The sequence below is a fragment of the Corynebacterium macclintockiae genome (assembly GCF_027570165.1).
In the GTDB taxonomy this organism is placed as follows: domain Bacteria; phylum Actinomycetota; class Actinomycetes; order Mycobacteriales; family Mycobacteriaceae; genus Corynebacterium; species Corynebacterium macclintockiae.
Window position 1 is genome coordinate 300,361 of the sequence record NZ_JAKMUV010000001.1, and the last position, 23,003, is coordinate 323,363.

Below are 23,003 nucleotides of genomic sequence, written 5' to 3' on the forward strand. Positions count from 1 at the left end.
GCGACCTAGCCACTGTTCTTGCTGTTGTCCACGCCGACTTCCTTCTCCGGTCCCTGGGTCAACATCGCCTCATCCAACTGCCCGCGGAGCTCCGCGGCGCGGCGCGGGTTAAAGTCCGCCCCACCGACCATCGCCAGCATCGCGTCCAGCACGCCGTTGCCGTAGTTGTGCCCGTGGCCATTCGGCACGTTAGCTGCAACCGGAAGGTCCATCGTGACCTGCCAGAAAGTGACGAAAGGAATCCAAGACATCGACGGCGAGCGGTCGAAGCCCGCCGGTTCCTTCAGCCAATCCGGTTCCCTGGCGATCAGCGACGGCGACCACCACACCACCGGATCCGAGGGGTGCTGCAAGAACAGAATGCGCGGGTTGTGCCATCCGGCGCGGGAGGAAAGATCCTCCTCGCGGCGCCAGCGCCAGATCTCATCGGTGTTCTCCGCGAAGCGAACGTTCAGCCCACCCGCGTACTCCGCGGATACCTCCGGCGAGCCAGGGTCACGCCGATCCACCAGATCGTGCCACAGCTTATTGGAATTCGGTGGTCCTACCCACAACAGGCCGTCCACACTAGAGACGATGTCACGCACACCGGAGAACGCACCGCTACCTGCGTTAGTGCCTAGCGATTCGCCGTAGACGTAGAGCTTCGGGCGATGGTTCTTCGGCAGGGTGTGCCACCAGTCCACAACCGTGGAAACAAGTGCCTCACCTGCGTCTTCCACGCGCTGCTGGTCGGCGATGAACTGCACGCCACTGGGCAAGTACGAGTACTGTGCCGAGGCGATGGCGGAATCGCCGTCGAACATCAGCTCAAAGGCCTGGGCTGCCGTGGGGTTCACCCACCCGGTACCGGTCGCGGGCACCACGAGCAACGCCTTGCGATCCTTCGCGCCCGTCCGCTTCAATTCTTCGACCACGCTTTCCGCACGGGCGGTATCTGTATCCTCCGCTCCGTTTTCCAGGCTGGCGTAGACGCGGATGGGCTCTTTGCTGGGGCGACCGGTCAGCGCTTCAAGTTCGTCCTTGTACAGGCCGAGGCCGACGAACCTAGTGCCAAACGCCCCCAGGTCCTCCCACTTGTTGGGTGACTGCGGGCTGCCGGAACGCTCCGGGACATGAGGTTGTTTAAGATCCGGCCGAATCTCCTGGTCCCGAACCGAAAACACCCGTTCGGCACCACGCACGACGGTGCCCGGAACGACCGTATCCACCAGGAAAATCAGCGCCATTCCGACGGCCAACCAGGCGAATACGGGGCGGGTCACCCCGCCGAGCCGTCGCCCTACTGGACCTTCTTCCAGGGCCTCAATCAACCAGAGCAGCCCCTTGCCCACCAGCACGATCAGCGCCCACAGGCCTAGGCCAACTGGCAGCACCAGCAGGAACTCTCCCGCCGTGTAAGCCTCCGCACCCATCAGGCCGGCGAGTTCCTGCTGCCAGCGCACGGCGAAGGAAATCCACACCAGCAGCGCCAGAATCACAATAACCACGAAGGCCACTTCCAGGCCGTTGCTTAGCCTCCGCATGCCACGGTCGCCGAGCCCCGCCCTGGCCTGCACGCGCCCGACCAAGTCCCTTGTCTTACGGCGCCACTTCCACAGGGGTTCAGCGAAGAACTTCTGTAGGAATGCCTCCCACAGCCAATGCAGGAACACACCGACGGTATAGCCAGTGCCACCGGAGATGCCCGCGACCACGCCCTGGAACAACCAATCGCGTGGCAGCAACGAGGGGGTCAGCGAAGCCGCGAACAACAGTGCGCCGACAAGAACGCCACCGGGGTCCACGTGGGCTTCCCACTGATCCCTGGCGGCGCTCAGCCTCTCTGAGATCTCTTCCTCAGCGGTGGAGGCAACATCAGCTATCTTCAAGCTTCTCCCCGATTTCCAGCCACTTCATCTCCAGCTCGCCGTGCTCCTCCTGGGCTGCCTTTAGATCCTTATCCAGCGCGGCCAATTCGTCGGTGACGGGCTCGCCGGTCGCGGCTTTCTCCGCCGCCTTGTTCATCTTCTCGTGGATGGAGTTGATCTTCGCCTCGACCTTGGCCATCTTCCTTTCCAGCGCGCTCATTTCCTTGGTGAGTGCGTGGACTTCCTTGGCGCCGAGGCTGGGGCGTCCAGAAGAAACAGCGCCAGAATCCGCAGCGTCGAAGGACAGAGTGTTCTTGCGCCCCTCGTCGCTGGCCTCCCGCTTTCGGCGCTCGAGGTACTGCTCGATGCCGCCGGGCAGATTGGTCAGCTGACCGTCGCCGAACAGCGCCCACGTGGAATCGCAGATGCGCTCGATCAGGTAGCGGTCGTGGGAGATCACCACCAGCGTGCCGGGCCATTCGTCAAGCAGGCTTTCAAGCTCCTGCAAAGTGTCGATATCCAGGTCGTTGGTGGGCTCATCTAGCAGCAGCACGTTCGGCTCGGCCATCAGCACGCGGGTCAGCTGCAGGCGGCGCTTTTCACCACCCGACAGGTCCCCGATGGGTGTGCGCTGGCGCTTCGCGCTAAAGCCCAGTCGCTCTGCTAGCTGGGAGGCGCTGATTTCCTTGTCGCCGAAGGTCACGTAGCTGGCGACGTCCTCCACCGATTCGATCAGGCGCTTCGTGGGGTCCAGGTCGTCCAGCTCCTGGCGCAGCCAGCCCAGGCGCACGGTCTTGCCTTCGATCCTGCGCCCCTGCTCCAGCGGTGCCTCGCCCGCCAGGGTGCGCAGCAGGGTGGTCTTGCCGGAGCCGTTCACGCCCACCAGGCCGATGCGTTCGCCGGGGCCCAGGCGCCAGGTCAGGTCCTCCACCAGCGTGCGACCATCCGGAGTGGCGATGCGGGCATCTTCCAGCTCGATGACCTTCTTGCCCTGGCGGCGGGCGGAGAAGCTCATTAGCTCCACCTTGTTGCGCATGGGCGGCACGTCGGCGATCAGGGACTCGGCGGCCTCGATGCGGTAGCGCGGCTTCGAGGTTCGTGCGGGTGCGCCGCGGCGCAGCCATGCCAGTTCTTTGCGCGCGAGGTTCTGTCGGCGCTGCTCAGCCGCGTCCGCCTGCCGGGCACGCTCTGCGCGGGCGAAGGTCCAGTCGTTGTAGCCGCCTTCGTAGATGTCCACCGCCCCGTCGTGTACTTCCCAAGTGTGGTTGGCGACGGTATCTAGGAACCAGCGGTCGTGGGTGACCACAACCAGTGCGGTGTTGCGTCCCAGCAGGTGTTCGGCCAGCCACTGCACGCCCTCGACGTCCAGGTGGTTGGTCGGCTCGTCGAGGATCAGCAGGTCCAGATCCTGCACCAGCGCGGCGGCCAGACCAGTTCGGCGGCGTTCGCCACCGGACAGCGAGTGCACCGGCGTATCCAGCCCCAGGCGGGCGATGTCCAGCCCGTTCAGCACGCTGCGTACCTTCGGGTCGCCCGCCCACTCGTATTCCTGCAGCCCCAGCGGTTCCAGCACCGCCCCGGCGACGGTCATGCCCTCCGGCGCGTCGCGCAGTACGTCCTGGGTGACCATGGCCATGCGCAGGTCGTTGTTGTGGCTCACGCGCCCGGAATCCGGCTCGTCCCGCTGGCTCAGGATGTTCAGCAACGTGGACTTGCCGCCGCCGTTCAGCCCGACCACGCCGATGCGGTCGTTGCTGGACACACCGATGCTCACGTCGTCGAGCAGGGTTTTGAGCCCGTAGCTCTTCGAGACTTTTTCTAGGTTGATGAGGTTACTCACGTACTTCTTCCCTTTTTATGACGCCCGCAGCCGCAGCCGGGGAACTCGTCGTCATCGTGGAGCTGGCTTTCCCGGCCACGCTCACGGCTGTCGCTACCTCCACTGCATCGTCAGCGGATGCGCACAGCATGGCGATGGTGGGCCCGGAGCCGGAGACGATCGCGGCGATTGCGCCGGCTTCCTCTGCAGCCTTCAGCGTCTCGCGCAGACTGGACAGCAGGCTAATCGCCGGGGCTTGTAGGTCGTTGACCAGCAGCTTCCCTACTTCCGCCGGGTTACCCGCCCGCAGAGCCGTAATGAGCGCCTCTGGGCTTCCCGCCCGGGCGCCCTTGGGGCTGGCCTCTGGGGCGGCGGCACGTTGTTGGTCTAGTTGCTTAAACACCTGTGGGGTGGACAGGCCGCGCTTATCCGTGGCGATGGCCCAGTGGTAGGTGCCCTGGGTGATGACGGGCATCAGGTTCTCCCCTTTACCCGTCCCCCGCGCGGTGCCGCCCAACAGGCAGAAGGGAACGTCCGCGCCCAGGTCGGCCGCGATCTCCGACAGCTGCGCACGGTCCGGGCGCCGGGGCGAACGCGGGTCCGGGAAGTAAAGCTCCGTGGCTGCGATCAGCGCGGCGGCGGCATCCGCCGACCCCCCGGCCATCCCGCCGGCGACGGGAATGCCCTTGTCAATGTGAATGTGCACGCCCGCATCGGCCCAGGCAACGTGCGCGTCGCGCGCCAGGTCTTGGATGGCGGCGACGGCCTTCCACGCCAGGTTGCTGGGATCCTGGGGCACCAGGTGCGAGTCGAAACCGGAGACGCTCCAGGTGCACGGTGTTGGATCGGCAGTATCCTGCGCTCCCTGTGCTTCCCGCAGGGCGACCGTGACTTCCTCTTTCAGCGATACGGCCTGGAAGATAGTATCCAGCTCGTGGTACCCGTCCTCCCTGGCCGGACCTACCCCGAGGTGCAGGTTCACCTTCCCGTGCGCGCTCGCGGTCACGGAGCGGTACTTGGGTTCTGGCGGTCCAAAGATATGGGAAACGCTCATTGGGCACCCCGTGGGTCGTTCCGCAGCGAAGTCACAGCCAGCTGCACAAACTGTTCTGTGGACAGCTTCTCCCCGCGCAACGTCGGATCAATTCCGGAGTCTCGCAGTGCCTGCTCCGCGGCTTGTCCACCGCCGAAGTGGCCGGAAAGAGCCGCGCGCAGGGTCTTGCGGCGCTGCAGGAAAGCGGCATCTGCCAGGGCAAAGACCTCGCGGCGCAGCTGCTCCCGGTCCAGTAGCTCTGCCGCCCACGGCTGCTCCCCGTCGGCGTAGCGATCAATGCGAACCAGGCCAGAGTCGATCTTCGGGGCAGGCCAGAATACGTTCTTGCCGATGGTCGCCGCGCGGGATACCGAGCCGTAGAATCCGGCCTTCACGCTGGGCACACCGTAGATCTTGGAACCAGGCACCGCGGCCAAACGGTCGGCCACTTCCAACTGCACCATGACCAAAACGCGGTCGATGGTGGGGAATTCCTCCAGCATGTGCAACAGCACGGGCACGGAGACGTTGTAGGGAAGGTTCGCTACCAGCGCGGTGGGAAGTGGGCGTCCCGAATCAACAAAATCCTGGACCGTCACCGTCATCGCGTCCTTCAGGATCACGGCGACATCCGCATCATCCGCCCCCTGCTCGACCAAAGTCGCCGGCAACCTTTCCGCCAACCGCGGGTCGATCTCCACCGCGGTCACGCTCGCGCCGGTCTCCAGAAGCGCGAGGGTCAGCGACCCCAGGCCCGGGCCGATCTCCACCACGGTATCCGAGGCCGTGACGTCCGCAGCCTTCACAATCTTGCGGACCGTATTCGGGTCATGGACGAAGTTCTGCCCCAGCTTCTTGGTGGGGTTTAAGTCCAATTCCTCGGCGAGCTGCCGGATCTCAATGGGCCCTAGCAGCTGAATCTTCCGTTCACTCACCTAATACAGGGTAGTCGAGCTAATCCTCGATAGAAACCAGGGTTCCCAAGCACTCCGGGTGTGCGTACCCGGAGAACTCAAAGGGGTGCTTTAGCGCAGACCCATCTTGGCGGTGCAGGCCGGCCATGCGCCCCAGCCCTGTGCAGCCTGCACGCGCTTGGCGATGTCGATCTGCTGTTCACGGGTAGCCATGTGGGCAGCCGGCGCGTACTGGGTACCGCCGAAGCCGGCCCAGGTGGACGGGGTGAACTGCAGACCACCGGAGAATCCGTTGCCGGTGTTGATCGACCAGTTGCCGGTGGACTCACACATCGCCAGCTGATCCCATACGGAACCATCGGCCACGGACGGAGCGGAAGCGCCGGTGTTGGAACCCTTGGAGTCCCCGGAGCCCGGAGTCTTCTTGGTGCCGCGGATGATCACGCGCTCCTTCGGCGCGGTGATCTCCTGGCTGGACTTCTCCTTGCGGTCTACTTCCTTGCCGTTGACGGTGCGGACGGTGGCAACCACGCGAGCCTTGCCCGGCGCGCCCTTCTTCACGACCTTCTCCTCGCCCTCAGGCAGGTTCGGGTCTTCCTTCACGCGCTCCGGAGCCGGAATGTCCTCGATCTTGGTCTCGTCGCGGTTGGCGATGCGGGTGACCTCGACGTGCATACCCTCCTTCAGCGGGGTATCCGCAGATGGGGTGACCTTGTCATCCTTACCCAGTGGGGTGCCACGCATCTCGAAGATCTCACCCACGGTGCGGGCCGGCAGGCTCATGCGACCGTCTTGGCCACCGTCGTTCAGCGTGAACTTCTTAGGGGTGACGATCTCCAGCTCCATACCGTCGAGCGGGATCTCCTGGTTACGGGTCATGGACATCGCGCTGATGTCGTCGCTGCGGCCGAGCTGGTCCAGCAGGGAGCCGACGGTCAGTGCCGTGGTGTCGATCTTCTCCTGCTTGCCGTCGATGGTCAGCGCCACGGTGCGTGCGCTGCGGACAGTGATCTTGGCGTTGTTGCTGATGGATTCGTTCAGCGCCGGGGTGACCATGGCACGGTTGTCGACCTCTACACCAGCGGACTTGAGCGCGCCTTCGACATCTCCGGACATGGTGTTGGCCTGGATGATGTCGCCATTAACGTCGAGGGTGACCGACTTCTGACCTGCGACCGCAACGCCGCCGCCGACAACCAGGGTGGCGAGCATGCCGCCCGTGGCGATGCGCAGCGGGGTGGAGTTGGTGTTGTTGATGCGGTGCAGGTGGGACTTCTTCTTCGGTGACACTAGATCGTTGCCTCTCTTGTTACTGACGCCCTCTGGTCCCATCGGCCTTAAGGATCTTTAGCCGTAGAACACGGGCGCCGGGAACGCCGATTTTCTCAACTTTTGTCACAATACGATAACGATCGATAACGGACAAAACTCTCGCGCGATTTGTTCCATAAATCACAAATATGGGGGTGCATCTGCAATAACAGCAGACACAGCCCCCAACAAGCGTTAATTCCTATACGATTTCGTTATATTACGTAACACCAGAAACACGGACCTCACTAGTGGAGGTCAATCCCATATAGTCGGCACGCATTGGCCGTGACCAGCTTTCCGAGCTCGCCGGGGGACATGCCCCGTTGCTCCGCCACGCACGCCGCCGTGTATCCCACAAAGGCCGGTTCGTTTCGGGCACCCCGGAAAGGCTCGGGGGTCATGTACGGCGCATCGGTTTCTACCAGGATCTGCTCCGGCGGTGCGATACGCGCCGCCTCGCGCAGCTCCTCATTGCCCTTAAATGTCACGTTCCCCGCGAAGGAAAGCACATATCCCCTGTCCAGCGCCTCCTTAGCCACGTCCAGCGGCGAGGAAAAGCAGTGCAGGATAATGTCCTTCGGTCGCGGCGCGTCCGCAAGCACCCGCAGCAGGTCCGCATCGGCCTCGCGGTTGTGGATCATCAGCGCCTTGCCGGATTCGCAGGCCAAGTCAATGTGAAAGCGCAGCGCTTCCTCCTGCACCTCAATACCAGGGGTTTCCTCCCCATCCCCCATGTCCTTGCCGATCCAGTACGCGTCCAGGCCGGTCTCCCCGATCGCCACGCAGCGTGGATGGAAGGCCATTTCCCGCAGCCGCTCGCGCACCTCACCCGTCACCGTCTGTGCCTGGGTCGGGTGCACCGCGCAGGCTGCCCACACACGGTCGTGGAACTCGGCTGCTTGCAGCGCCTTTTCTGTCTCCTCAATCCCATCGCCCACGGTGCATACGCCGCGCACTCCCACGGCAAGGGCGCGATCCATAAACTCCCCCACCAACCTGCGGTGATCTTCCTCCCCGCATTCCCGGCCCACTGCTTCCTCGCGGCGCTGGTTTTTGAGCACCGTGGACCACAGGTGGGTGTGCGAGTCGAAGAGCGGGACGATCGGCTCGGGAGGCACGGGGGTGGGTCGCTTCTTTTTCGCCATACTCCCCACTCTAACGATCGTCAGTGATCATCCACGAACACCCTGCGGCTGGCCACCAGGCCCGCCGCCAACAAAACGAAGTTGAATCCCACAAGGACAAGCAGCCCGGCGGTCCAGGAGGCGGTGGCGTCATAAAGAGCACCAAAACCAAAAGGCCCGACACAGGCAACGGTGTACCCGATACCCTGCGCGCCCGACGACAAAACGGCGGCGGCCTTGGATTCGCGGGTGCGGGTGGCGATCAGTATCAGCCCGAGCGGGAAGGTCGAGCACCCCAGCGACACCAGCGAGATCCACACCACCGGCAGGCGCATCGGATCGGTAATCACCATCAGCAGCGCGCTAAACATGCAGCTGCAGGACAGGATCGTCACCCACGCCGCGCCGCGTTCGAAACGCGAAGTCATCCACGGAACGAAGAACGACGAGGCCGTACCCACGATCGCGAACACCCCGCCGATAATGCCACCCAACTGCGCCGAGCCACCAGATTCCACGATGATCTTCGGCGCCCAGGTGATAAAGCAGTAGGAGATGGAGGAAGTCATAGCGAACATCACCACGATCCCCCAGCTCACGGGGTTGCGCCACATGTGCCGGAACGCACCGCGGGACTCGTTGTTTTTGTTGTTTATGACGCCCATAAGTTTCCGCGGGTGCGCCTGTCGCAACATCTCGCCGCCGCGTTGGGCAGCAGCGCCCGGGGTGACAGCGAAGACCAGGATCCCCCAGCACAGTAGCGCCAGCAGCGGCGGGATTGCCCACACGCCGATGGCCACGCGCCAACCACCTAACTGCGCCAGCGGCACCGACACGACGGAGGCGGTGGCCATGCTCACCTGCCCCACCGCCATATACGCCACCGACATCACCGTCAGCTTGAACGGGAAGTAGTCCTTGATCACCGCGGGCAGCAACGTATTCGTGATCCCCACCCCGACCAGGCCGATCATGGTGCCAGCCAGGAAAAGCAGGCCGTTCGGAGCCACCGTGCGCAGGCTAAAACCGAAAGTCGCCAGCACCATGGCGGTACTGATCACAGCCCGGAACGACAGGGCCCTGGCCATGGGGCCGGAAAGGACCGCAGCCAGGGCAAACATTGCCGTGGGAGCCATGCCGACCAGGCCGATGAACAATTCGGAGGCGCCGAGGTCAGAGCTAACCTGGTCGGCAATCGGCGGGAAAGCGCTGACGGGGCTGCGCAGGTTGGAGCTGGTCAGCAACACGGCCACAGCGGCCAGCAGGGCGATCGCGGAGGGAATTCGACGGGATGTGCTGCCCGCAGCCTTCGCCATGTTGTTCACCCCCGGTTCGTTTTGGATTCGTGTTAGCGCCACCTTCCGGTCATGCAGACCCGGCACACTAGCCACAGACTCTACTAGTCACCAACACATTCCACACCACTGCAAAGGCAAGAACCGAACATGGAACACTTGATTGTCTTCGACCTCGGTGGCGTTTTGGTGCCACGCCGCCACACCCTGCGCGAACTCACCACCGTGATGATCCGCCACGCCAACATCCAGTCCCGTTCGAACCAGGGCACCCAGACCACCGTTCCCACCATCATCACCGATCCGTTCAGCTTCGAGGCTGCCTACGGCCGCTACCGCGAAAGCTACAGCCTGTCGATGGGGCCGAACGACTACTTCACCACCCTCTGCCGCGCGGCCGGCGTGCAGCCGACCCCGGAGCTCATCGCGGAGCTGGAGGAAACGGATACTCGCCTGTGCTCCACGATCTCCGATTCCGTGCGGAACCTGCTGAACCACCTCAACGCCATCGACCAGCCGTGGGGCGTTTTCAGCAACGCGCCGCGCCCGGTGATGGAGGCAGTGCTTCGCCAGGATTGGGTTGACGGCGCGGCCGTCACCTGCTTCTCCCCCGACCTGCGCTTTACCAAGCCCCACCAGGGCGCGTTCCGCCGCTTCGAGCAGGCCGCGGCCGCTGCTGGTCACGAGTACGCCACGCTGATCTACTTCGACGACCGTCAGGCGAATCTGGAAGCCGCGGAGCGCCGTGGCTGGGAGGCTTTCCCCTGGCGCGGCGTGGAATCCGTCCACCAGGTGCTGGCGCCGATCACCAGCCTGCGCCTCGCGGACTAGGGGCTTTTACTTCTGGACCGGCGCCCATTCCGGGCCGGTCTCTGCCAGCTCGGGGTCGAGCTTCGGGAACAACGGCTTGGGCTTGTGCAGCGTCGTACCAGGCTGAATCTCCTGGCGAGCCCACGTTGCCTTCTGCTCGCTGTAGTTGCCCATGATGACGGGGTAGGTGCGTCCTGCTTCGGGCAGCCCGACGCCCACCGGCTCTCGCGGAGACTCGTCCTTAACCTCGACAACCTGCGGCTGGGCTGCCCAAATGCCCTCGCCACCCAGAGTTTCAAAGATCTTCTGTGCAGAGAACGGCAGGTACGGGGTCAGCAGTGTGTTGACGTCCGAGACCACCTGCAGGGCGGTGTGCAAGACCGTGGCCAGACGCTCGCGCTGGGATTCGTCTTTAGCTAGCTTCCACGGTTCCATGGCCGCGATGTACTGGTTCGCCCGTCCGGCAATACGCATTGCTTCGTTGATGCCGGCCTTGAAACGGGAGCGGTTGAGGTTATCGCCAACCACGTCGAAGGCCTTCGCGGACTCTGCGAGCAGCGCCTCGTCCTCAGCGGAGAGCGGCCCCGGGGTGGGAACCTCACCGAAGTTCTTGTAGGCCATGGAAACCGTACGGTTAACCAGGTTGCCCCACTCGTTGGCGAGTTCGGAGTTGATGCGGCGCACGAACTCATCCCAAGTGAAGTCCGTGTCAGTCGTTTCCGGACCGGCGGTGGCAATGAAGTAACGCAGCGCGTCCGGGCCAAACTCCTTGAGGAAGTCGCGGACGTAGATCACGACTCCCTTGGAAGAGGAGAACTTGGATCCCGACATGGTCAGGAACTCGGAGGACACAACCTCCGTGGGCAGGTTCAGCGCAGGTTCGGCCAGCTCGCCGGCCTCCCCGCCCTTGGAACCCTCGCCGCCGTAGCCCAGCAGCTCAGCGGGCCAAATCTGGGAGTGGAAAGTGATGTTGTCCTTGCCCATGAAGTAGTAGGACAGCGCCTCTGGGTCGTTCCACCACTTACGCCAGGCCTCCGGGTCGCCGGTGCGCCACGCCCATTCGATGGATGCGGAAAGGTATCCGACCACCGCGTCGAACCAAACATAGAGCTTCTTGGTGTTGTTATCCTGCCAGCCTTCGACGGGGATCGGCACGCCCCAGTCGATGTCGCGGGACATGGCACGCGGACGAATGTTCTCAAGCAGGTTCAGGGAGAACTTCAACACGTTGGGCCGCCAGCCCTTACGGTTGTTCAACCAGGTGGTCAGCGCTTCTGCTAGGGCGGGGAGGTCGAGCATGAAGTGCTCGGTATCCACGAACTCCGGGGTCTCACCGTTGATCTTGGAGCGCGGATCGATCAGATCCTCGGGATCCAGCTGGTTACCGCAGTTGTCACACTGGTCGCCGCGGGCGTCGTGCGCCCCACAAATGGGACAGGTGCCCTCAATGTAGCGGTCCGGCAGTGTGCGGCCGGTCGACGGGCTAATGGCACCGCGGGTGGTTTGAGTCACCATGTAGCCATTGTTGTACAGCCCAGTGAAGAGCTCCTGCACGACCGCGTAGTGGTTGCGGGTCGTCGTGCGGGTAAAGAGATCATAAGAAAGGCCTAGCCCCGCCAGGTCTTCGACGATGATGCGGTTGTAGCGGTCGGCCAGCTCCTGGACGGTCGTGCCTTCCTTCTCTGCCTGCACCAGCAGCGGAGTTCCGTGCTCGTCCGTGCCCGAAACCATGAGCACCTCGTTGCCGGCCATCCGCTGATAACGTGCGAAAACGTCCGAAGGAACGCCGAATCCGGCGACGTGTCCGATGTGGCGGGGGCCATTGGCATAAGGCCATGCAACTGAGGTGAGAACTCGTTTCGACATAGCCTTTAGATTAGGGGATACACCATAGCTATGCGAAAGCAGCCCTGCTTATGCAGAGCTGCTCACATAGTTTACTCAGTTAGCTTTCCTCTAACTGTTCGCCTAATTGTTCGCCGTGGCTCTGCACCGCATTCGCGGCACGGGCGCGACGCTTCCTCTTAGCCGCGTTCTCCCGCTGTTGGGTGATGCGGCGCTCCCGAGCCATGCGCAGTGCGTACTCGCGGTGGGCTTTCTCATCCAAATAGCGCGGGTCGTTGGACAGCGCCTTGTAGATGGAGAACATCAGCGCGATGATCACCAGCACGAAGGGGCTGGCGGCGATGATCGTGACGTTCTGCAGGTTCGTCAGAGCTTCGTCGCCGCCCGTCAGCAACAGCATCAAGGCAATCACTGCAGTCAGCGCACCCCACAGGACGGTCACACCACGGTTGGCTACCAGCTGGCCGCGCTGGGACATGGATCCCATGACGGTAGAGGCCGAATCGGCCGACGTAATGAAGAACGTTCCCAGCAGAAGCATCGCCACGATGCTTGCCACGTGTCCCGCCGGCAGGGTCTCCAGCAGGTTAAACAGCTGGCTGGTGGCCTCGCCGTCACCCCAGATGGAGTTGCCGCTGTCCTCGGCGTGGATGGCGGAACCACCGAAGATGGAGAACCAGATGATGGTCACCACGGTCGGCACCATCAGCACAACGCATACGAATTCGCGGATGGTACGTCCGCGGGAAATGCGGGCAAGGAACATGCCGACGAACGGGGACCAAGAGACCCACCAGGCCCAGTAGAAAATGGTCCACGAACCCAGCCACTCACCTGCGTCCTCACTGGAATCCGCGGTGCGAGCGGCCATCTCAAAGAACTGGGAGAAGTAGTTACCCAGGGAGGTCGGGATCATATTCAGGATCACAACGGTCGGGCCAAGGATCAGAACGAAGAGAGCAAGAAGGCCGGCCAGAACCATGTTGGTGTTCGACAGGTACTGGATTCCCTTGCCCACACCGGACGCTGCGGAGGCCAGGAAGCACAGGCCCAAAATCACGATGGTTCCGACGATCACGGAGGTCCCTGGGTTCGAGATCAGATCCGTTGCCTTCAGGCCGGACTGAATCTGCACGGCACCCAGGCCCAGGGAGGCCGCCGTACCGAACACGGTGGCGAAGATTGCCGCGATGTCGATGATCTTGCCCGCGGCTCCCTCGGCGCGTTTCTTGCCGATCAGGGGAATGAAGGCCGAGGAAAGCAACTGCTTGCGTCCGAGCCGGAACGTGCTGTACGCAATGGCCAGTGCGACGATGGCATACAGCGACCACGGGTGCAGTCCCCAGTGGAACAGCGTGGAGGCAAAGGAGCTGGCGACATCGTGGTCCTCTGCGCCAGGCACGCCATTTCGGTAGTACGTCAGGGGCTCGGTTACCCCGTAGAACATCAGGCCGATGCCCATGCCTGCTGCGAACATCATCGCAACCCAGGACACACTGTTGAACTCGGGCGATTCGTTATCCTTGCCCAGCCGAATGTGCCCGAACTTGCTGAATGCGATGAACAGAATAAAAGCGACAAACACGGTTCCGGCCAGCACATACAGCCATCCCCAGTCGCCGACGATGTACCCCAGGGCGGTGGAGGCAAACTCGGCGAAGCTATCTCCGCCGAAAATTCCCCACAATACGACTGACAGGATGAGTGCAGCCGCGCTGCCCGTCACCACCCAGTCGATCGACTGATTCTGTTCAGCCTCGTCAGTCTCTCGCGTCTCTGCTATCTCCCTCGGCTCTGTTATTTCTCTCGCGGTCACTTCTTCACTTGATGTCATTCTTTACATGGTGGGGGCATTGCCGTGTCTTTTCAACCTTTCCAGCCCCTATTCCTGGTTCCGCTCACGCAAAACAGCCTCGTAAAGCTCGCGCTTGCTGGCACCGTGGAGCTTCGCCACGTCCCCAGCGGCCGTCTTTAACCGCTCCCCCTCTGCGACCTTCAGCTCTACCAGTTCCACCAGGGCCTCCACATCCAGTTCCGCATCGCCATCCCCGGATTCCGCCGCCGAATCGATGACCACACAGATCTCCCCCTTCACGCCGTCCGCTGCCCACGTGGCCAGCTCCGCCAGCCCGCCGACCTTCACTTCCTCAAAGGTCTTTGTCAGCTCCCGGCATACCGCGGCCTGTCGCCCATCGCCTAGCTCTTCGGCCGCAGCCTGCAGGGTCTTTGCCAGCCTGTGCGGGGATTCGAAGAAGCAGACGGCGTAGGGGGCGTCAATAAAAGAACGGAAGAACGACCGCCGGGCGCCATCCTTGCGCGGGGCGAAGCCCAGGAAGGCGAAGTGCCCCACCCCCAGGCCCGACAGCGCCAAGGCGGTAGGCACGGCGGAAGGACCCGGCAGGCACGTCACCGGGACACCAGCACGGCGGGCGGCGACAACCAGGGGAAAGCCAGGGTCAGAGACAGAGGGCATGCCGGCGTCCGTGACAACCAACACGCGGCGGCCCTGTTCGGCCTGCTCTACGAAGAACTCCGCGCGCTCGGCCTCGTTGTGATCAAAGTTGGAGTAGATCCGGCCGGCGATTGTTACCCCCAACGTATCCGCCAATGCGCGGGTACGGCGGGTATCCTCTGCTGCGATGATGTCCGCACTGGCCAGCGCATCGATTAGCCGCAGAGACGCATCCAGCGGATTACCCAACGGCGTGGCCGCCAAGATGATCCCGCCCGACGGCAGCGGGCGACGGTCGGCCGCCCGGCTAAGCAGCTCATTGGCATCTACGGAAGCATCTACAGAATCACTCATAACCGCCAGTATGCCCGGCACTGCACCCGCTTGTCCGCTGCTTCTACTACAGTTAGCTCCGTGCCCTCGACAATGACTACTGACCAGCAAGCCATCCATGGAAGTGACGCGCCCGCCGTCAGCGATTCGACGGGCTCCGATCACTCGCGGACTTTCGCTTTTACGCGGTGGAAGGGCATTCTGGTCTCCTTGGGCATCCTGGGTGCTCTCAGTCGCCTATTGATGCTGCACCGTCCGACGGATGCCGGCACGCCTATCTTTGACGAGAAGCACTATGCGCCACAGGCGTGGCAGGTAATGCAAAGCTGGGACAACCCATTCATCGGTGGTATCGAGGACAACCCGGGTTATGGCCTGGTCGTTCACCCGCCCCTCGGTAAGCAGATCGAGGCCATTGGCATGATTCTGTTCGGCTACACGCCGTGGGGTTGGCGCATCATGGCCGCACTCCTCGGTGTGGCTGCAATCCTGCTGATCGCCGCCACGGCGCGCCGGATCACGAGGTCGGATCTGGTCGGGCTTTTCGCGGGCGTTATCGCCCTGTGCGACGGCATTTTGTTCGTCACCGGGCGCTCGGGAATGCTTGACCACTTCCAGGTCTTCCTGCTGTGCCTGGTCGCGTATTGCGCGGTGCGCGATGCCGAGCAGATGGAGCAGCGCTTCCAGCACGTATGGGCCACCGACCGCATCCACGAATCCGACTTTGGCCCCCGCATGGGCTACCGCTGGTGGCGCTTCGCCGCGGGTGTGGGTCTGGGCCTCGCGTTGGCTGTGAAGTGGAATGGTCTTTATTACATGGCCTTCTTCGGGCTGACGATCGTTGCGGTTGATTATTTTCGACGCCGCCGTTTCGGCGTCCAGCGCCCCCTTGCCGGCACCGCGATTTTCGATGCGCTGCCTTCCTTCTTCTCCGTAGTCATCGTCCCCGTGATCCTCTACGTGATCAGCTGGCGCGCATGGTTTGCCTCGGAGACGGGCGTGTTCCGCCACGCGGTGGAATCGGAGCAGTACACGAAGACGACTGGCGACTGGTTCTGGTCTTTCCTGCCCGACGTAGTGCAGAACTTCATCTACTACCACGTGTCCGTCATGCGCTTTCACACGGAGCTGACGAACTCCAACGGCCACCACCACAACTGGGAATCCAAGCCCTGGTCCTGGCTGGTTTCTAGCCGTTCGCTGCTGTACTACAGCCCCTCCAGTGACGAGGGAGTACGCAAGGTCATTCTGCTGGTCGGCACCCCTGCAATTTGGTGGTTCTGCGTTCCGGCGATTCTGTGGGGCCTGTGGTGCCTGATCGTGCATAAGGATCGCCGCTGGGTCATTCCCACCATCGGTTTCGCCGCCGGCTTCCTTCCCTGGCTCGTCAACCTGGATCGCCAGATGTACCTGTTCTACGCGGCGAACCTGGTGCCGTTTTTGGCCATCGCTATTGCGATGGCGCTGGGGCAACTCCTGCGCTGGGAAAAGCCGGAGGTTCCCAACCCCTATTCCTCGCCGAAGACCTTTGTAAAGGCTCGCCCCGGGCAGCTGCTGGTCGTCGTGTACCTCATGCTGGTGGTCTGGAACTTCCTGTACTTCCTGCCGCTGTACATCGGCGCGCCACTGTCTGATTCCGCCTTCGACATGCGCATGTGGCTGCCGTCCTGGCGCTAGCCCCCTGACCTGGCTGCCGGGGGTCTGTCGGGCTATTCCCAGTCGCGCGGGCGGGGCTCCCCTACCGCATAGGTGGAGTTGCGCCGCGCATCACTGGGACTGAAATTGATCGGTTGCGCCATCAGCGCCCGCAGCGACTGGCGTAATGGCATGAACACGTTCTGCCGGCCAGCCCAAACCACGACCAATGCCAACACCGCCGCCAAGTGAACCAGCAGCAGCCAAAGGGCGCTCGAATCCCCTGCTTCGCTGATCAGGCCCAGCACGATCTCACGGGTTGCGAAGCCGACTCCGAAAGCCCAGATAGCCAAGTAGATGGGCAAAATCGCAGAGGCCACCTTGGGGCGCCAGGCAGCCCACAGCAGACCTCCAGCCAGGGCGAAACGCATCGCCGCTGCGTCTGAGACCAGGTGTAGCTGGGACGAGGTGGCGTCATCCTCAATAGGCACCCCAAACAGCAGCGACACGCCCCACAAAACATAAAGTACCGCAACGGCCACTAGAGCTGCGCGGCCGAGCACGAAGGGCAGTTGGCGGCGGCGAAGGCCTACGTTGATCTGGGGATCCTGATCGGCCTGCGCCAAGACCTGTTCGACCAGCGCGGCTTTGCGGTCGTCGCTATCTTCCGCGGAGCGCACCTGTTCCCCATTGGACGGCGCCGCGGCCAGGTTCAGGTTGCGTCCAAGCGCGGTGATGGTTGCATACCAGCGCTGGCAGTCCTCGCACCCGGCTAGGTGCGCGTCGACGAGGTCGTCGGACAGCGCAGCGGACTCGCCATCCAGGCGTGCGGACATAGAGGTTCTAACCTCTTGACAGTCCATTCGCTTTCCCGTCCGTTTACGTGTTCAGACCTCAGCCGAAGCGGGACAGAGCCTTATCTAGGCTTGCTCGCCCCGCGCCGAAAACAACAATCATCATAAGGGAGACCACCAGCAGCATGACAAACTCCATGCCCCCGTCAGCCACGAAAAACCCGTTGGACCAGTGAACGAAGTACAGGATAAGCGCGCTGTAGATCACGAACAGCCCAGCAACAGCGGTAGTCAGCAGTCCGACGATCAGCATTGCCCCACCGAGCATCTCCAGGATTGCAGCCGCCCAGGCGCTGATTTTCGGCTGCGGAATGTGCAGGCGCTCGAAGGTAGCGACAGTGCCCGTCACTCCGTTCATGCCGTCGATAAAAACTTTCTTCCAGCCGTGGGCAATGAAAATCACGCCGGTGACTAGGCGCACGAAGAGCAGTGCCGTGTCACGGGCAGCAGGGTGGTTCAGCATACGCGGCGATCACGCTTAAACGGCACGGATGCCCGAGCGGGAATCGATGAACTCTTCGTCGCCGTCGACCACGGTCGAGCGTGTTCCGGCTGCGGGGGCAGCACCGGTACCGTGGGTTCCCTCGTGCAGGTCAAAGAAGTCGCTGCCGTCGGCGTACTCGAGGTTGCTGAAGGCCGGGTCGACCTCATCGGTTTCCAGGATCACCGCACCGGGGCGAACCAGGCGGTCCGGCACGCCCAGCTCGTTGTCTTCGGTGTTGCGCACGCCCAGGCGGGCACGGCGCATGCGCACCAGTCGGCGGTGCCGCAGCTCGCGTTCTTCGATAGCCTGGCGACGCAGCATGACCAGGTAGAACGCGGTGAAGGCGATCATGGCCACGAAGCTCAGCCAGACGGTTCCGCCCAGGTACATGCTCATGCCGAAGGTCAGCGCGGACAGCGCGAGCAGGACAAAGAGCACCTTCTTGCGGCGGTTCTGCCGCTGCCGCGCCAGCGCAGCCGATGCGACCGGGTCGTACACGCCACGTCCACGACGGGCCGCCAGGTACTTCAGGTCATCCTCGCTCAGCTCGTCGGAATCCATGAGGATGTCGATGCTCTTGTCCCGCGGTGCCTCGTCGACGTCGTCGACCAGATCTGGTGACGCCTTCACGTCCCCACCACGTACGTACTCAGCAGGAACGGAGGCGTATGCGCGCTGTCGGGCATCCTTGTCTGTGTCTGAGTCTGTATCTGAGTCTGCGGCTGCGGCTGCGTATTCACCGTCTGCGGCGTCTGCTGCCTCGGCAGTGTCAGCGGACTCGGCAGCCCCTGCAACCTCGGCAGTGTCAGCGACATCGCGGATGGGCTCGAACTCGCCGGTATCCATCTCATCCTGCGTGGTGTAACGCACTGCCTTGCTCTTCGTCGCGTTCGCTTCGGCGGCTACAACCTTGTCCTCACCCTCGGAGGCTTCCTCTGCGTCCCCATCAACATCGTCGGCAGAGTCGACAGAGTCGGCAGTGTCGGCACAGTCAGCAGCGTCAACAACTTCCCCGTCCACGACCTCTGCAGTGTCCGCCGCATCGTCAGCGTCGGCAACCTCCGCAGCGTCATCCGCAGACGAGCTACCCTTGTTCGCCATAAACGCACGCAGGCCGCGGGACTTGCCAGCCTTCGCAGCAGAATCCTCGTCCTCTAGCAGCACGTATTCCGGCTCCGCCTCGACCAGCTCCAGCTCGTCATCATCGGAGGCCATGTACAGCCCCTCTGCGGGCTTGAGCTTGCGCTTTGCCTTGAGGGCACTTCCACCGCGGTGCAGCACCCGCGTCTCGCCCAGTGCCTGTGCGGTCCGTCGTACGGGTTTTTGGTTGCGCAGCAAAAGCGGCGCCAACAGCACCAGCCAGACGGCGGCGATGAGCAGAAGGGAGCCGAACACGAGTATCAGTTCTCCTGGAGTTTTGCGGGCGACGTGAGAAGTTCAAGTGCTTGCAACGCTACCCTTGCGCGACCGTTATCTGTGGTGCCACGCCGAGGCTAGTTTCGGTTCACAGCCAGCCCCAATACTCCGCTGTTGATGAGCCTGCGCACAACCCCGTCGGGCAGTGATTCCTCCTGAGTCTGCGCCACCAGCAAATGGTCGCGCCATTCGCCGTTGATGTGCAGGTTACGGCGCAGCTTCCCTTCGACGCGGAAGCCGGTTTTCTCTAGAACTCTTCTGGACGCCACGTTGTCAGGCATCACCGTCGCCTCTATCCTGTGCAGTCCAACGACTCGCATCCCCAAGTCCACGCCCAGCGCCACAGCTGCGGTTGCCACCCCGCAGCCCTGGAACTTCGAATGCACCCAATAGCCGATCCAGGCATTGGAGACGGTTCCGTACTGGATGTTGCCAAGGGTGAGCTGCCCTGCGAACTGTCCGTCGACGTCGATCACCATCGGCACCACAATCCGGTCAGCCGCCAGAGCCTGCAGGTTGTGAAAGTTCCGGCGCCACGCCTGCGGGCTGTGCGCCTCTGCCCAATCCCCTTCCACTGTCGGCTCGAAGGGCTGCAGCAGTTCCTGGTCCTTGATGCGCGCGGCGGTCCACTGCGGCCCGTCGGTGGCGCGCACGGGACGCAAGGCCACCGGCAGGGCGGCCGTAGGGGCGTCACTAGAAGAAAAAAGATGCCCGCGGCTCAGAACGGTTTGAGTCCGCACCTCGGCGGTAGCAGGAGCCAGTGTGGAAGAAGCCAGTGCGGCGCGCAGTCGGCTGAGCACGGCGGCGCTAGTCCTTGTTGCTCAAGAACAGCACATCCACAACCTGTCCCGGCGCGACGTCGGTCACGTCGGCCGGAACCACGATCAGGCAGTTCGCCTGGCCATGGCTACCCAGTAGGTGAGTCGGCTCCCCGCCGTTCGCTGCGCCGAGCGGGTCGACCAGGAACTCGCGGGTCTCGCGGTCGCGCATCAGCTGGCCACGGATGAAGCCACGGCGCCCCGGTGCAGATGCCAAACCGGCGATAGTGCGGGCGGGCACCACTCGACGGGTCGCCTGACGGCGACCGCGGATCAGCTGCACCAGCGGCCGAACCATCACCTCGAACGCCACCAAGGCAGCAGACGGGTTAGCGGGCAGGAGGAACGTCGGCACTTTATCCTGGCCGAGCGTGCCAAAGCCCATCACAGAGCCGGGGTGCATGGCGACGCGCTGAATGTCCATCTCCCCCATCTCGGAGAGGATCTCGCGCAGCTCATCACTGGCCGCGCCACCGACAGCACCGGAAATCACGACGATCTCGGAGCGCAGCACCTGGCTTTCGATAACTTCCCGCATCTTGCGCGGCTCTCCGGCCAGAATGCCCACGCGGTGTACGTCGGCACCGGCCTCGCGCCCCGCGGCTGCCAACGCATAAGAGTTCACGTCGTAGACCTGGCCCACTGCCGGATCGCGGTCGATATCCAGCAGCTCGCGACCGAAGGAAAGCACTGACATGCGCGGACGAGGGTAAACCAGCACCTTGGAACGTCCCACGGCGGCCAGCAGCCCCACCTGGGCAGCGCCGATAACTGCGCCTTCCTCTACGACCACGTCGCCCGGCTGTACATCCGAACCCTTGCGGTGGACGAACTCCCCCGAGGCGATCGCTTCCAGCGGGCGGATCTTGCGCCCTTCCTTTTCCACCCAGTCGAGTGGCAGGACGGCATCGGCCAGGGTCGGCAGGGGCGCACCCATCTCCACCCGCACCGCCTGGCGGGGCTGCAGGCGAATCGGGCGCAGGGAACCCGCGGTGACGTCACCGACGATCGGCAGGGTCTCCCGCACGCCACTGTTCTGTGCCGGGGTTTCCGCGTCCGCGTCTTCCAGCTCCCGCGGATCGGCTACATCCCCACCCCGCGATACAGTCAAAGCTTGGCGAATATCCACGCTTCGCACCGCGTATCCGTCGATGGCGGCCTGGTCGAAACCGGGCAGCGGTTGGGTACCTTCGACCCGTTCCGCGCAGCGCAGCCCCAGGGTCTCGGTGATGGCAATGCGCACAGGCTCCGGGGTCACCGCCGCGGAGGTAATGATTGCCAGTTGTTCTTCAACCGATCGCATGAGGGGTTCCCTTCAGCTTGGTAAAGCCTTTTAGTTCTCTTGCTCTAGGCGCTCACGCAGCCAGCTCTTGAGGCTGGGGCCATAGGTCTCATTCTGCAATGCAAAGTCGACGCAGGCACGAATGTACCCGCCTGGGTTGCCCAGATCGTGGCGCAGGCCGTGGTGGACGATGATGTGCACGGGGTGGCCTTCGGTGATCATTAGCTCGATGGCGTCGGTGATCTGGATTTCCCCGCCCTTGCCCGGCTTGGTGCGGCGCAGCGCGTCAAAAACCTGACGATCCAGCAGGTAGCGCCCCGTCGCCACAAAGTTCGACGGCGCGTCCTCAACAGCAGGCTTCTCCACCATGCCCTTGACGATCTTCACGTCGGCGTGGTCCGCCTCGTCAATCTCAAAGACTCCATAGTTGCTGGTCTCCTCGCGCGGCACCTCGAAGGCGCAGAGCACGGAACCGCCGTACTGCTTCCGCACTGCCAGCATCTTCTCCATCACGCCCATAGGTAGCACCAGATCGTCCGGCAGCATGACGGCGAAGCAATCCTCGTCCTCGTCGAGCACCTCTTCAGCCAGGCCGATGGCGTGCCCCAAGCCCAGAGGCTTGTCCTGCTCCACGGCCACGACGTCGATCAGCCCGTCGGTGGCGCGCACCTTATCCAGCTGTTCGGTCTTGTTGCGCTGCTCCAGGGTGGCTTCCAGCTCCGCGTCGGTATCGAAGTGGCCCAGCACTCCGCCCTTCTTCGGGGCAGTCACGATTGCCAATCGACCTGCGCCGGCATCGGCGGCCTCCTTGGCGATCAGCTCAATGCCCGGGGTATCGACAACGGGAAGCAGCTCCTTGGGGACAGTTTTGGTGGCGGGTAGGAAGCGGGTTCCAAGCCCAGCGGCCGGCACTACCACGGTGCGCAGGTCGGCTTGCTCGGACGTGGAGATCGTAGGGCTAGAAGTCATGCCGGAATAGTAGCGCTTATGATCCCCATTTTGTGCTCCACACACCGCCTATGCACAGTTTTCTTTCGCAGATCAACCATTTTGCCCGCTCCAGTAGGCTCTTAAGCGATGACCAACCCTTCCGCTCTAAAGAAACTCGTCCGCGCTGAGGTCCGCGCCGCCCGCGCTCGCCGCGTTGCCGAACGCCCCACACGCGACCGACGCATCCAGTCCCATCTCCTCGCCGCACTCGCCGACCTCACCTCGCCGCCGACCACCATCGGCGCCTATGTCCCCCTGCCCGGAGAGCCGGGTGGCGCCGACCTACCAACTGTTCTTGCGCGCACCGGCGCGCAGGTGTTGCTCCCCCGCGTTGTTCGTAGTGACGCCCCCAGCCTCGAAGCCCCGAGCCTCGAATGGATCGAATTCCAGCCGGAGAAACCGAACCTGGTCACAGGAACGTGGGGAATCTCTGAGCCTGTAGGTAATGCAATTCACACTTTTCCGACATGCGCAGATGTAATAGTTACTCCTGCTCTCTCGATTGATTATCATGGGACACGGCTCGGACAGGGCGGTGGCTTCTATGACCGGACTCTGGCCAACCGCCCATCGAATGTGAAAGTGTGGGCTGTGGTAGACCACGAAGAATTCACACGCACAGTACCCAGCCAAGATCACGATCTGGTCGTCGACGCAGTGCTCAACGACCTCGGTTTCTTTCCCATTATGTAGTCGCTTTTAGTGGCCGCGCATGGGGCGCGGACAAGAAAGGTC

Annotated in this window: 19 protein-coding genes; 3 read left to right on the forward strand and 16 right to left on the reverse strand. The window is 63.1% G+C overall.

Translation table 11 applies throughout. The features are described 5' to 3' along the window. Positions 1–5: 5 nt before the first annotated feature. From L8U58_RS01285 to L8U58_RS01315, 7 genes are all read right to left on the reverse strand, one after another. Positions 6–1,871, reverse strand: a complete 1,866-nt coding sequence (locus L8U58_RS01285) for an alpha/beta hydrolase (protein ID WP_034979429.1) — start codon at positions 1,869–1,871, stop codon at positions 6–8. Then, positions 1,858–3,690: an ABC-F family ATP-binding cassette domain-containing protein gene (locus L8U58_RS01290; protein ID WP_034979432.1), complete on the reverse strand. Its 1,833-nt coding sequence runs from the start codon at positions 3,688–3,690 to the stop codon at positions 1,858–1,860. Before L8U58_RS01290 ends, L8U58_RS01285 begins: the two co-directional genes overlap by 14 nt. After that, positions 3,683–4,723, reverse strand: a complete 1,041-nt coding sequence (locus tag L8U58_RS01295) for a 4-(cytidine 5'-diphospho)-2-C-methyl-D-erythritol kinase (protein WP_269954515.1) — start codon at positions 4,721–4,723, stop codon at positions 3,683–3,685. Before L8U58_RS01295 ends, L8U58_RS01290 begins: the two co-directional genes overlap by 8 nt. After that, positions 4,720–5,637 (reverse strand): 16S rRNA (adenine(1518)-N(6)/adenine(1519)-N(6))-dimethyltransferase RsmA, encoded by a 918-nt coding sequence (gene rsmA, locus L8U58_RS01300; RefSeq protein WP_269954516.1) that lies wholly within the window; start codon positions 5,635–5,637, stop codon positions 4,720–4,722. The genes L8U58_RS01295 and rsmA overlap by 4 nt, the downstream gene beginning before the upstream one ends. 90 nt (positions 5,638–5,727) lie before the next feature. After that, entirely contained in the window at positions 5,728–6,906 is a 1,179-nt protein-coding gene (locus L8U58_RS01305) for a resuscitation-promoting factor (protein WP_034967398.1), read from the reverse strand. Between the two features lie 269 nt (positions 6,907–7,175). Beyond that, positions 7,176–8,075 (reverse strand): TatD family hydrolase, encoded by a 900-nt coding sequence (locus tag L8U58_RS01310; RefSeq protein ID WP_269954517.1) that lies wholly within the window; start codon positions 8,073–8,075, stop codon positions 7,176–7,178. A 20-nt stretch (positions 8,076–8,095) separates the two neighbouring features. Next, entirely contained in the window at positions 8,096–9,370 is a 1,275-nt protein-coding gene (locus L8U58_RS01315) for an MFS transporter (RefSeq protein ID WP_269954518.1), read from the reverse strand. A gap of 129 nt (positions 9,371–9,499) precedes the next feature. Here L8U58_RS01315 and L8U58_RS01320 point away from each other — a divergent pair, with 129 nt between their 5' ends. Next, a complete protein-coding gene (locus L8U58_RS01320) occupies positions 9,500–10,180 on the forward strand; it encodes an HAD family hydrolase (RefSeq protein WP_034967404.1) in 681 nt (226 codons plus the stop codon). Positions 10,181–10,186: 6 nt separating this feature from the next. On the opposite strand, the gene metG is transcribed toward L8U58_RS01320, so the two are convergent. From metG to rsmI, 3 genes are all read right to left on the reverse strand, one after another. Beyond that, a complete protein-coding gene (gene metG, locus L8U58_RS01325; protein ID WP_034967409.1) occupies positions 10,187–12,025 on the reverse strand; it encodes a methionine--tRNA ligase in 1,839 nt (612 codons plus the stop codon). Positions 12,026–12,104: 79 nt separating this feature from the next. Then, positions 12,105–13,838, reverse strand: a complete 1,734-nt coding sequence (locus L8U58_RS01330; protein ID WP_269954519.1) for a BCCT family transporter — start codon at positions 13,836–13,838, stop codon at positions 12,105–12,107. Between the two features lie 48 nt (positions 13,839–13,886). Next, a complete protein-coding gene (gene rsmI, locus L8U58_RS01335) occupies positions 13,887–14,810 on the reverse strand; it encodes a 16S rRNA (cytidine(1402)-2'-O)-methyltransferase (RefSeq protein WP_269954520.1) in 924 nt (307 codons plus the stop codon). A 72-nt stretch (positions 14,811–14,882) separates the two neighbouring features. On the opposite strand from rsmI, the gene L8U58_RS01340 reads away from it, so the two are divergent. Then, entirely contained in the window at positions 14,883–16,466 is a 1,584-nt protein-coding gene (locus L8U58_RS01340; protein ID WP_420839817.1) for a dolichyl-phosphate-mannose--protein mannosyltransferase, read from the forward strand. A gap of 32 nt (positions 16,467–16,498) precedes the next feature. Here the strand turns inward: L8U58_RS01340 and L8U58_RS01345 are convergent, their stop codons facing one another. The 6 genes from L8U58_RS01345 to L8U58_RS01370 all read right to left on the reverse strand — a co-directional run bounded on the left by L8U58_RS01345 (position 16,499) and on the right by L8U58_RS01370 (position 22,247). Further along, positions 16,499–17,287 (reverse strand): zf-HC2 domain-containing protein, encoded by a 789-nt coding sequence (locus L8U58_RS01345; RefSeq protein WP_269954522.1) that lies wholly within the window; start codon positions 17,285–17,287, stop codon positions 16,499–16,501. Between the two features lie 31 nt (positions 17,288–17,318). Continuing rightward, positions 17,319–17,741 carry a DoxX family protein gene (locus L8U58_RS01350; protein ID WP_080716134.1) on the reverse strand — a complete coding sequence of 141 codons (423 nt, stop codon included), beginning with the start codon at positions 17,739–17,741 and terminating at the stop codon, positions 17,319–17,321. Between the two features lie 15 nt (positions 17,742–17,756). Then, positions 17,757–19,157 (reverse strand): divisome protein SepX/GlpR, encoded by a 1,401-nt coding sequence (gene sepX, locus L8U58_RS01355; RefSeq protein ID WP_034979441.1) that lies wholly within the window; start codon positions 19,155–19,157, stop codon positions 17,757–17,759. A 98-nt stretch (positions 19,158–19,255) separates the two neighbouring features. Beyond that, entirely contained in the window at positions 19,256–19,978 is a 723-nt protein-coding gene (locus L8U58_RS01360) for a GNAT family N-acetyltransferase (RefSeq protein WP_269954523.1), read from the reverse strand. Between the two features lie 7 nt (positions 19,979–19,985). Continuing rightward, positions 19,986–21,299 carry a molybdotransferase-like divisome protein Glp gene (gene glp, locus L8U58_RS01365; RefSeq protein ID WP_269954524.1) on the reverse strand — a complete coding sequence of 438 codons (1,314 nt, stop codon included), beginning with the start codon at positions 21,297–21,299 and terminating at the stop codon, positions 19,986–19,988. A 30-nt stretch (positions 21,300–21,329) separates the two neighbouring features. After that, entirely contained in the window at positions 21,330–22,247 is a 918-nt protein-coding gene (locus L8U58_RS01370) for a UTP--glucose-1-phosphate uridylyltransferase (protein ID WP_269954525.1), read from the reverse strand. A gap of 108 nt (positions 22,248–22,355) precedes the next feature. Here L8U58_RS01370 and L8U58_RS01375 point away from each other — a divergent pair, with 108 nt between their 5' ends. Beyond that, positions 22,356–22,961, forward strand: coding sequence for a 5-formyltetrahydrofolate cyclo-ligase (locus L8U58_RS01375; RefSeq protein ID WP_269954526.1), 606 nt, complete (start codon positions 22,356–22,358; stop codon positions 22,959–22,961). Positions 22,962–23,003: the final 42 nt, after the last annotated feature.

Bases quoted from the DNA above. Each gene is read 5' to 3' on its own strand.
- L8U58_RS01295 (WP_269954515.1), bottom strand. From the start codon at position 4,723: ATGAGCGTTTCCCATATCTTTGGACCGCCAGAACCCAAGTACCGCTCC.
- L8U58_RS01310 (WP_269954517.1), bottom strand. From the start codon at position 8,075: ATGGCGAAAAAGAAGCGACCCACCCCCGTGCCTCCCGAGCCGATCGTC.
- L8U58_RS01315 (WP_269954518.1), bottom strand. From the start codon at position 9,370: ATGGCGAAGGCTGCGGGCAGCACATCCCGTCGAATTCCCTCCGCGATC.
- L8U58_RS01320 (WP_034967404.1), top strand. From the start codon at position 9,500: ATGGAACACTTGATTGTCTTCGACCTCGGTGGCGTTTTGGTGCCACGC.
- metG (WP_034967409.1), bottom strand. From the start codon at position 12,025: ATGTCGAAACGAGTTCTCACCTCAGTTGCATGGCCTTATGCCAATGGC.
- L8U58_RS01330 (WP_269954519.1), bottom strand. From the start codon at position 13,838: ATGACATCAAGTGAAGAAGTGACCGCGAGAGAAATAACAGAGCCGAGG.
- rsmI (WP_269954520.1), bottom strand. From the start codon at position 14,810: ATGAGTGATTCTGTAGATGCTTCCGTAGATGCCAATGAGCTGCTTAGC.
- L8U58_RS01340 (WP_420839817.1), top strand. From the start codon at position 14,883: ATGACTACTGACCAGCAAGCCATCCATGGAAGTGACGCGCCCGCCGTC.
- L8U58_RS01345 (WP_269954522.1), bottom strand. From the start codon at position 17,287: ATGGACTGTCAAGAGGTTAGAACCTCTATGTCCGCACGCCTGGATGGC.
- L8U58_RS01350 (WP_080716134.1), bottom strand. From the start codon at position 17,741: ATGCTGAACCACCCTGCTGCCCGTGACACGGCACTGCTCTTCGTGCGC.
- glp (WP_269954524.1), bottom strand. From the start codon at position 21,299: ATGCGATCGGTTGAAGAACAACTGGCAATCATTACCTCCGCGGCGGTG.
- L8U58_RS01370 (WP_269954525.1), bottom strand. From the start codon at position 22,247: ATGACTTCTAGCCCTACGATCTCCACGTCCGAGCAAGCCGACCTGCGC.
- L8U58_RS01375 (WP_269954526.1), top strand. From the start codon at position 22,356: ATGACCAACCCTTCCGCTCTAAAGAAACTCGTCCGCGCTGAGGTCCGC.